The following is a 10,044-nucleotide window of genomic DNA, read 5'->3' on the forward strand; positions in this document are numbered from 1 at the left end:
TCAGGTTTTTTATTCAGCTAAAAGTCGACACATCGCGGACTCTGCTCGCGATGCATTCGTCGACTCGCTTGAGCGCGTGATTAACCGCTGTCGATGTCAGCCGTGTGCGTGAACGATGTCACCAGCGAGGCGCGACGCTGTTTGCCGCAACGTTTGTTGTGCAAGCTGCACGTTGCGTGGGCAATGTCCCGGAGTTCCACGGGGATTGCGCGAATTTCTTAGCGGGTTGCAAACCAGCGCCCCACAATCGGACGAAAATGACGGCCGATACCGGGCCGTCAATCCATTGTCATGCCGATTGACGGCTCGCGACCAGTCCTTCGAACAGATGACGGTACTCGTCGACGACACTTGCGAAGGTGTACGGGCTCGTCTGCAGTGACATTTGCTTAACCATCGCCACGATTTCGTCCGGCTTCGACAAGAGTTGTCGGATGCTGTCCGCAAGCGACTGCGGATCCGGTTCCGTGAGCCACCCCATCGCGCCCCGTGCGACGGCTTCCGGAATGCCGCCAAATCGCGTCCCGAGAAAGGGTTTGCCGGCGGCTCCCGCGTCGGCGACGACGATGGGACCTGGCTCCTCCCAGATCGGTGGAATGACGACGATGTCGATCTGCTCGTAGAATTTTTCCGGTGCGATAAAGCCGAGGAACTCGATCGTCGCGCGCGGTGCCAGTTCCCGGAGCTCGCGCTTCATCTCGTCGCCGGCGTGTCCGGCGATGACGAGGCTGACCGAGCTGGGTGGCAACATCCCCACCGCCCTTGCGAGGTTGTAGATGCCTTTTTCCTCGGTCAGTCGTCCGATGAAGCCCAGCCTCAAAATGTTCGAGGGAGGAAGGGGCGAGGGCGCAACCGGCTGGAGCGCCGATGCATGCCGAATGACCGTCCGCGTCTGGATGTCGGCGAACAGTCCGAGCTCGGTGTGGATGTCGAGTATCCGCTGGCTCACGCCGACGACGGCGCTCAGCTGTCTGGTCGCGCGGCGGCGGTTGATGGTCAACAGCTTGCAGCTGAAACAGGTGTGCTTGCATGCCCGGCCGTCGGAGAAGCGCGAGCATCTGGGGCAGGTCAGATAATAGTCGTGCAGCGTGTGGGCGATCGGAACGCCCCGGTCGAACGCCGCCTTCCAGACCGCCGTCGTCAGACCCGACAGGTTGTTGGAATGCAGCAGGTCCGGCTTGAAGGCATCGATGCGCGCGCCCACCACGTCAACCGTTCGCTGCCAGTCCTCGATGGCGTGCCAGACGCCGCGTGCGGGCGCGCTCCGCTGTTCGGTAAACGGCAGATAAATGTTTCGGCTCGGCGCGGAATAGACGTCGACGCCGTTGTGTCGCTCGGCCTTCTGGTCCGGCAGCGAGGCGGCACGTACCACCTCGATCTTATCGCCGCGTTCGACCAGACTCTCGACCAGTCGCCGGACGAATATCTCGGCGCCGCCGACGACCTTCGGGGCCCCGGGCGTCGGATAGAGCGATGAGGTGACGAGGACCTTCATTAATAATGTGTCTCAGTATCCATTGTGGCATCAGTGCTTGCAGCTTTTCGCCCTTTATTCTCGTGAAGATGTCCCAGGCTTGCCGGCGTACATCTCCAGGTACTGCCCTGTGATCGTCTCGGGGGTAAATTTCTCCGCAAAATCCGGTCGGGCAGGTGACGTCTTCTTCCATCGAGCGGTGTGGCGAATGGCCTCCTGCATCAGTTCGGCGAGCCGCCGATGGTCGTGCGGCTCATATTTCCCTACAAGATTAGAAAACTCCGATATCTCCGGTATTCCACCGGCTGTGGAGCAAATTGTGGCCTTGCCGGCTCCGATCCCCTCGATCAGCGTCCGCGGCAGCGGCTCCGGCCAGACCGAGCTGATCAGGCAGACATCGACGCCGGCGTAGAAGTCCGCGGACTTGGTGAACCCGAGCCATTGCACGCGATCATTTCGGCAGGCCGCCTTGATGTCTCGCACATAGGCTTCCAGGCCCCTGCCGGCGATCTTGAGCTGCCAGCCGGCATCGGGAAGCAGCTCCGTGGCCTTGAGGACGACGTCGATGCCTTTCTCGGGCTCCAGGCGCCCGATGAAGCCGAAGATGAGGTCCTCGCTCGCAGGCCCCGGGGTCGTGGCCAGGTTGGTCGTGTCGGCGATATTGAAGATGACGCGGCCGGGGATATCCGTGAAATAGCCGGGCGCGAGGTGGCGATCCAGCACGAACTGGCTGTTGGAGGTCACCGCGTCGACCATGCGCGAAGCGCGGCGATATGGCGCAGTCATCGTGGCGCAGGCCGTGCAGCGCCGCATGCATGTCGAGCCCGTCCGAAACAGCGTCGACCGTTTGCAGATCAACGAATAGTCACGCAAGGTGTGCACAATTCTTATGTTGCGACGTTTGGCTTCCGACCACAGCGAGACGGAAAAACCCGTTAGGTTATTAGAGTGGACGACATCGGGCTTTTCGATGTCGAGAATCTCGGCAACGCGCGCGGCGGCCTTGCGATTCCAGGTGTCCTGCAAGTGCCACTTCAGGCGCTGGATCGAGGAGGGCTTTGCGTCGCGGCCAAACGGCCAGTAATCGTTGTCCAGCGGCACGCGGTAGACGCGCACGCCGTTGCGCTCGTCGACCGACTGCGCCTGCTCGTTCTGAAGACAGACGACCGACACCTGGTGGCCCCGCTGAGCCAGCGCCTCCGCGAGCAGCGACACGGATACTTCGGCGCCGCCGATGATTTCCGGCGGATACAGCGTGTTGACGATGAGAATTCTCAAGAATCGCCCCGGATCTGGGTGCCTGCGGTTGCCATAAGAGCGTCAGTTGACCGGCCGGATATCGAAATCGAGCGCGGCCTGTCCCCTCGCGGTGACGAGCAGCGGAGTGGTCGATAACTCCGTCCAGGCGCCGGGAGCGGGACCGGCTCCTTGCTGACATAGATGGCTGACCTCGGCATTCGATTCTGCGCCTTTCAAACGGATTTCAAAACGCTTGGTCGGATTCTCCGACCATAACGCCGCCTTCGTTTCCGACCCCTCCTGACTTCGGACGAGGACGACGCCGGGAGCGGGCCTGGTCTTCTCGGCTTTCAGGCTGGTGCGAATGAACGCCCAGCTCTCCCGGATGGAGCATACAGCGGGCTTCGGCGAATTGTCGTAATGGTAGACGCCGAAATTGTGCTCGAGTTCGGCGGGTTTGGTCCCGCTGTCCTTGAGCTCGTAGACCCACACTCCCTTCAGCCAGGGGCCGGCCGTCGACGACCACAGGATCATTTGCGCCATGTTGTCGGCCGCCAGTTGTTCGCTCACGCTGCATTTGGCATCGCCGTTCGGCCAACCTGTCTCGGTGAGATAGATCGGATAGTTGGGATTGTTGGTGGCCTGTGCGACGCGCTGATGAAAGGCCTCGAGTCGCTCGATCGCTTCGGCCGCAGTTCGTCTGGCCGGGTTCATACAGTGATTGTAGATGTGAATCGATATGCCATCCGCGATCTTGAGCAGATCGGTCTGCAACAGCGCGTCCGTCCACTTCCAGCCCGGGTCGTCGCCAAGGACGCCGACGACGAAGGGAGACGATGGGGCCGCGCGCTTCACGGCCGGCTGCACCACCCGCGCGAGCGCGACGTAGTTCTCGACGCTGAAATCGGGATTTTTGCGCGCTTCGAGATTGTACTCGTTCCACAGTTCGAAAACGGGCCGCCGGGTCGCCAGCGATTGCGCGGCGGCGCTGGCGTAGCTGACGAAGCGCTGGCGCGCATCGTCGGTCGTCGGCGGATTCGAATTCGGGACGAGATGATGGCCGAAAGCCAGGATGATGACGGGGGTACCGACGTCGGACTTGATCTGTGCGTCGAGGCGGCCGAGCAGCGGATTGAACCCGAGCTGCCGGCCCGGCAGCTCGAAGTCCGACCATGGCAGATCGTCGCGAAACGAGGTGAGGCCCAAATCCTTCATCTGCTTCACGGCGATGGCGGGCACATAGCCGCGACCTCCGGTCGAGCCGCCGAGGCCTTGATGCGTGCCCACACCGAGCAGAAGCCGCTGTCCAAGCGGCTGCGCATTCTGCGCGTTGGCTGGAGATAACGCCAAGCCGATCGTCAGGGTCAATGTGGCGAGCTGCCATCGCAAACTGCGCAGATCACGTCTGTTAGGCTCGGTCACGCTGCAGCTCCCCATTCGCCAACGATTGGCTGAACGAACTACCTCCCCCTTATGGTTCGAATTGGGCGGACTGCCGCCACATATGAGTGGGCGGCAGATCCTTGGTCGCAGATCCTTGGTTCAGGTCACTTCGCGTTCACGACCACGGAGCTGATGTTGTCCGCGTTCACGCTCGCCGCGTTCAGCGGGTTCATGAGCTTGACGAATTCGGTCGACGGCGATTCCGCCACCGAGATCACGTCATGATCGCGCATCCTGAACGTATCGGCCTGGAACCAGCCGTCGGGCTTGCTCATGTCGAACTTGTAGACCGCGGGCACCGACTTGGTTGGGAACTGGGACACGTCGACGCCGATACGCTCCAGCAGCGGCTTGGGCTCGAAACGATAGATGTAGATCGACTTCGAGTCCGCGCGATTGCCGTCGAGGCCGCCGGCCTTGGCGATGGCTTCGGCCAGCGACATGTTATCGTTCTCGAACGAGAAGCGGCGGTTGTTGGTGCCGCCGATCGAACCCGGAGACGGCGTCGAACCGAAGACCATGTAGACGCGCGGAATGCGGGTCAGGAAGACGACATCGCCCGGCGCCAACAGAACGTCTTCGCTGGGTTTGTGCACCACCGTCGACATCGACTCGTTGTAGGTGCGGCCCTCGCGCTTGATCGTGATCGTGCTCTCGTAGGAGGGAAATTTCGGGCCGCCGGCGCGCGCGATGGCGCCCATCAGACGAATGCCGCCCGGATCGACCGGAAAGCGCTGCGGCGAGTTGACTTCGCCCAGCACGCTGATCTGGTTGCCGCGCTGCTCGGCCACGCTCACGACCGCCTGCGGGTCGATGGCGCGGTCCTTGAGACGCTCGCGAATGATGTTCGAAACTGCGCGCGGTGTCAGTCCGGCGACCTTGATCGACCCGGCGTAGGGAATGTTGATGTTGCCGGACTGGTCGACCTGCTGGCGCGGAATGTCGACGAAATTGCCCGGCCTCACGCCCGCTTCGCGCGGAATGAACAGGCCGCCTGCCTGCGCTTCGTAGACGGTCACGGTGACGATGTCACCGATGCCGATCGTGACGTCGCGATAATTGCCGCCGGGGAGGCGGGAGAACACCATTCCGGAGGAATCCGTGAACGCGTTGGTCGCCTGAAGGATCGCCGGATTGACCGGCATCAGCGCATAGGCAAGCGGCGCGGTCGGTTCGGTGACGAGCGCAGCATTCGTCTGCGTGGCAACGGCGTCCGGAGCATCCAGCGGAATAAAGCCCGCGCAACCCGCCAGCGACATGCTGATCGCAGCGACAGCCAGGATTCGGCTAATCCCGAAATCAAAATTCAAACGTTCGGTTCTAGCCACCACTATCCCTCATACTCACCTAAAATCGGAATCACCGTACAAATCCCGTGCTGCGGAGTCACTGCTGCGTCTTCGACTTTATGGTAAAGCACTTATGGCTGTGACCTTATTGCAACTTGTGAACCGTGATGCACGTGCAAATCGCTGTTTAAAATTTGTGCTGAGCGTCCTCTTTAATAAGCAGTTCGCAAACTGAACATACACGTGTCAGATCGATGTCACGATTGAGGCTGCCGTCGCACTTGTGAGCAGCCTGCGGCGATGGAGCTGCACATGCGACGACATCGTCGCTGGATGACGTCGTCGTATACTTCAAGTATTGGATTCGAGCTTGAATTACCCTGCGTTGTGTTTTCGTCGTCGCTGCGGCGGGGAAGACGTCCGAGCGGAGGTCACTCCGGTTCATCGGAGCGATATTTCTGCGATGGGATTCCACCTCCATTAACGCTTAGATTTGGAAGCTGGCGTCACGCTGGCGTCCGTAAGGTCTTCCTAATCCTGATCCGGCTAGTGGTCGGTCAACCAAAGGGGAAGGCGAAGACGATGTTGCACACCGGATCACTGCTGTTCGCCGCGGGCTTTCTCACCTGCGCGATGGTCGTCATGTTTGCAGTCGCGTGGTCATTCTCGGACAACCGCGTGACCGACGGTGAGCTCACGCAGGACGATGCGCACCGGATGGCTTGATCGGCCGATCGCTTACGATCGCAGATTGTTCGGGAAATCGGATCGCAGCTCCGCCTGCTGTCCGGACTCGCTTGTCCGCACGTGCAGGACGTCGGCATAGACCTGGCTCAGGGTGCGGTGGGTCTGCTCGATGTCGTAGAGGCGGGTGAAGCGCTCGTATCCGGCCCGGCCGACCGCAGGCAGGTCCAGCCGGGTTGCGCGCTGAAAACCTTCCATCAGCTGTTCGGCCGAGACCTCGTCGCACAGCACGCCCGTCGCACTGTCTTCGACGATTTCCGGCAGGGCGCCGACGCGGAACGCGATGATCGGCTTGGCCGCCCGCATCGCCTCGATGGCGACCAGGCCAAACGCCTCCCAGCGCGACGGAATCGCGATCATGTCGGCTTGGTCGAGCTCGGCCTCGATCTGGTTGCGGTTCATCCAGCCCAGAAACGAGACATTGGCCGGCAAGTCGCTTCTGCGGAATTTGCTGACGACCGACGCGCCGATGAGGCGCACGTCGAGCTTGTCTCCGAGCGCGCGCGCCGCCTCGATCAGGAGATCGTACCCCTTTTGACGATCGAGGCGTCCGATGAAGAGGACCTTGATCTTGTCCGACCGCCACGGCGCTGCCCCCTTGTCGAGCGCGGGACGCTGCTTGGAAATCCCGTTGTGCACAAGAACCAGGCGATTCGCCGCGATTCCAACCTGCAGGGCATCGGCCCGCTCGCTTTCCGAGATGCAGACGATGCGGTGGGTGAGTTTCGACAGCACGAGTTCGGTGAACTTCGTGACCTCGCGGCTGAGACGGCCGGTCTCGCGGCCGAAGGCCCATCCGTGCGGGCAATAGACGATGCGCGAACGCCGATAGGTCAGCCAGAGGACCGGACGCACCACGAGGCCTGCGAACGACGAGTGAAGATGGATGATGTCCGGCCGAAGCTGCCTGACCGCACGCATGGTTGCAGACAGCATGCGAAACAGGCCGACCGCGTTGCGACCGTCGCGCGGAAACGTGGTGATGGCGTCATCCTCGATGTTCACCAGATCGCCACGATGGTCGGACGGAACGACATAGTTGACGTTTCCGCGGCCGAAGCTCGCGTTCTGATGCGGATGCAGCTCGTTGAGGTAGGTCGCGATGCCGCCTCTGACCGTTTCGGCGATGTGCAGAACTTTCAGGCCGCTGGACAACGGTCATTCCTTCCTTGTCTTGCAGACGCCAGATATCGCGGACGCACGTCTAATGCCTCTACGCAGCAATATTTGGGCCGCGTCATTGTTTCGGGTGGCCGGATGCGGGTTTGGCGAGGAATTCGAGCATCGCTGCGGCGGACTTGGCCCAGGAATAGGTCATAAGGCGCTTTCGCTGCTTCTCTTGTTCCGCGGGCGAAATCCGGCCAAGTTCAATTCTTTCGCGCATCCGCGCCGACAACTCGTCTGCGTTGAGCGGATCGAAATAGGCGGCGGCGTCGTCGCAGGTCTCGCGCACCGCATCGGCGGACGTCGCGATAACCGGGCAGGCGAAGTACATCGCCTCGAGGGGCGGTATTCCGAACCCTTCGTAGAGGCTCGGAAACACGAACGCCGCGGCCCGGGAGAACAGCGCCGCGATCTCCTCGTCCCTCAGCCGCCCGGCGATGATGACGCCAGCCTTCGATGCGGTGGCTGCGCCTCCAAACACCTTGCTGTTGTCGCCGCCAACCACAACCAGCGGAAAATCGGCGCGGCCAAGCCGCTCGGCGGCGCGAATGGCGGTATCAACATTCTTGTTCTTCGTCATCGAACCGACGAAGAGGAAGAACTGGTGAGGCGCAAGATGCAGGGTGTCGATGATCGAGAAATCGGGCGCGACGGTGGCGAAATGTTCTGCGCTGTTCGGGATAACGGGGATCGACGCCGGATCCAGCGACAGTGCCTCGGCAAGTTCGTTGCGCGAAAACGCGGAAACCGTTGCGATCGTTGCTGTGCGTGCCAGCAAATGGCCGAGCGTCCGATGCAAGGCGAGGTAACGCCAGCTGAAGAAGTCCGGCCGCCGGAAGACCTGCGCGTCATGGATCACGACCAAATGATCGCGGTGGAGGACGGGGCCGGAATTGGCGAGGCTGACCAGGCGCGTGCCGGCAGCCGCGCGGGCCAGGTCGACCTGGTCCCACGCGTGCCCCTGCAACGATCCGACCTGCTTGACGTCGATGCGGCGAAGACCGGCGAGCGTTTGCGCATTTGGGGGCGCCAGGATTTGCCACTCTGCATCCAGCAGTTGCCGCGGAGCCTCTCCGCTCGCGAGCAAGCCGTCCATCGCCTTGACGATTTCGGCGGCGTAGCGTTGCACGCCCGTTAGCGACTGTGACAGGAACCTGCCGTTGATGGAGAGTTTCAAGGCCGAACTTTTTCTTTGCGGATTCTGCGGGTGTCTTACGCGACTGTTGCCTCAGGACTAAGCATTCGCGCCGAATATACGATCTATCACGTGTAGCACATGTGGCGCTATCGTTCGAACGTCCTCGTGGGCGGATAGCATGCGAGGATGCATGACACCATCATGTTTCCTACACATTTCGATGCGCTTACATGGATGCGCTCGGTTTGATGATTGTCGTGATCGTCCAAACCTTGTCTCTCATGTCTTGGTCTGGCATTGCTTCGCGGTATGAACGAGATGACAACTTTACGGCCAGTGATCGTCACCGGTGCTGCCGGTTTTATCGGAATGCACGTTTGTGAACGGCTGTTGGCGCGTGGCGAACAGGTCGTTGGCATCGATGCCCTCACGCCATATTACGATCCGGCGCTGAAGCGTGCGCGCCTCGCAACGCTCGAGCGCCGTCCAGGGTTCAAATTCTACGAGATCGATCTCGCAGACTTCGCCGCGGTGACGCGTGTGTTCGACGAGGTTTCGCCCGATCGTGTGGTGCACCTTGCGGCGCAGCCCGGCGTGCGCGCGTCGATCGACGATCCCATCACCAGCATCCGCGCCAATTGTGACGGCTTTGTCACCGTGCTCGAGGCCGGCCGGCGCCACGGCCTGGCGCATCTCGTCTACGCCTCGTCGAGCTCCGTGTACGGCGCCAACCGCACCTTGCCGTATTCGACCGAGCATTCGGTCAACCATCCCGTCAGCCTCTATGCCGCGAGCAAGAAGGCCAACGAGCTGATGGCGCACACGTTCGCGCATGTTCACAAGCTGCCGGTGACCGGTCTTCGCTTCTTCACCGTCTATGGTCCGTGGGGCCGGCCCGATATGGCCGCCTGGCTCTTCACGCGTGCGATCTTCGCGAACGAGCCGATCAAGATATTCAACAACGGCGATATGTGGCGCGATTTCACCTATGTCGACGACATCGTCGAGGGCGTGATCCGCACCCTCGATCGGCCCGCGATGCCGAATCCCGCGTGGAACGCGGAGCGACCGGAAAACTCGTCGAGCTATGCGCCGTATCGCGTCTACAACATCGGCAATAACCGCTCGGTCAATTTGATCGAGTTCGTCGATACGCTCGAGAAGATCATCGGCAAGCCGGCGATCCGCCAGCTCTTGCCGATGCAGGCCGGCGACGTCCTGGAGACGCGCGCCGACATTTCCGCGCTCCAGCGCGACGTCGGTTTCTCGCCTTCGACGTCAATCGCTGATGGCCTCGCCCGCTTCGTCGAATGGTATCGAAAGTATCACGGCGTCTGACCCCGCGATCGGCGGCACCTGCGTGCCGCCCGGGAACGCCGGTTGTTGCGCTTTTGGTTGCCGCCGACCTTGTCAGCGGACGCGAACGGTGGTTATCCCGTCCTTCGAATCTCTTTCCCGGGAACCAGGCGCAGGCCCATGGCTGAGCGGATCGCTCTCATCACCGGCATTACGGGACAGGACGGCGCCTATCTCGCCGAATATCTGCTGTCGCT

The 10,044-nt window shown here is 61.5% G+C and carries 9 protein-coding genes; 3 read left to right on the forward strand and 6 right to left on the reverse strand.

Annotated features, from left to right (window positions below; translation table 11 throughout):
- Window positions 1-289: 289 nt before the first annotated feature.
- From JQ591_RS28360 to JQ591_RS28375, 4 genes are all read right to left on the reverse strand, one after another.
- The gene (locus JQ591_RS28360; protein ID WP_211399295.1) at window positions 290-1,495 is read right to left on the reverse strand and encodes a glycosyltransferase family 4 protein; all 1,206 of its coding nucleotides are present in this window, start codon (window positions 1,493-1,495) and stop codon (window positions 290-292) included.
- 54 nt (window positions 1,496-1,549) lie between these two features.
- Window positions 1,550-2,752, reverse strand: coding sequence for a glycosyltransferase family 4 protein (locus JQ591_RS28365; protein ID WP_211399296.1), 1,203 nt, complete (start codon window positions 2,750-2,752; stop codon window positions 1,550-1,552).
- 42 nt (window positions 2,753-2,794) lie between these two features.
- A complete protein-coding gene (locus JQ591_RS28370; RefSeq protein ID WP_349630416.1) occupies window positions 2,795-4,135 on the reverse strand; it encodes a hypothetical protein in 1,341 nt (446 codons plus the stop codon).
- A gap of 125 nt (window positions 4,136-4,260) precedes the next feature.
- Window positions 4,261-5,415, reverse strand: a complete 1,155-nt coding sequence (locus JQ591_RS28375; protein ID WP_249137801.1) for a polysaccharide biosynthesis/export family protein — start codon at window positions 5,413-5,415, stop codon at window positions 4,261-4,263.
- Between the two features lie 612 nt (window positions 5,416-6,027).
- On the opposite strand from JQ591_RS28375, the gene JQ591_RS28380 reads away from it, so the two are divergent.
- Window positions 6,028-6,171 carry a hypothetical protein gene (locus tag JQ591_RS28380; RefSeq protein WP_211399297.1) on the forward strand — a complete coding sequence of 48 codons (144 nt, stop codon included), beginning with the start codon at window positions 6,028-6,030 and terminating at the stop codon, window positions 6,169-6,171.
- A 12-nt stretch (window positions 6,172-6,183) separates the two neighbouring features.
- On the opposite strand, the gene JQ591_RS28385 is transcribed toward JQ591_RS28380, so the two are convergent.
- Both JQ591_RS28385 and JQ591_RS28390 read right to left on the reverse strand, forming a co-directional pair.
- Entirely contained in the window at window positions 6,184-7,344 is a 1,161-nt protein-coding gene (locus tag JQ591_RS28385) for a glycosyltransferase (RefSeq protein WP_211399298.1), read from the reverse strand.
- Between the two features lie 82 nt (window positions 7,345-7,426).
- Entirely contained in the window at window positions 7,427-8,530 is a 1,104-nt protein-coding gene (locus tag JQ591_RS28390) for a glycosyltransferase family 4 protein (protein WP_249137803.1), read from the reverse strand.
- A 279-nt stretch (window positions 8,531-8,809) separates the two neighbouring features.
- On the opposite strand from JQ591_RS28390, the gene JQ591_RS28395 reads away from it, so the two are divergent.
- Together JQ591_RS28395 and JQ591_RS35475 are read left to right on the forward strand one after the other, a co-directional pair.
- Entirely contained in the window at window positions 8,810-9,829 is a 1,020-nt protein-coding gene (locus JQ591_RS28395; protein ID WP_211399299.1) for an NAD-dependent epimerase, read from the forward strand.
- 138 nt (window positions 9,830-9,967) lie between these two features.
- Window positions 9,968-10,044, forward strand: a 77-nt coding sequence (locus JQ591_RS35475; protein WP_211400538.1) for a GDP-mannose 4,6-dehydratase, incomplete at its 3' end; no start/stop codon positions are given.

Origin of the sequence: Bradyrhizobium canariense, from assembly GCF_018130465.1 — a bacterium.
GTDB classification, from domain to species: Bacteria; Pseudomonadota; Alphaproteobacteria; order Rhizobiales; family Xanthobacteraceae; genus Bradyrhizobium; species Bradyrhizobium canariense_C.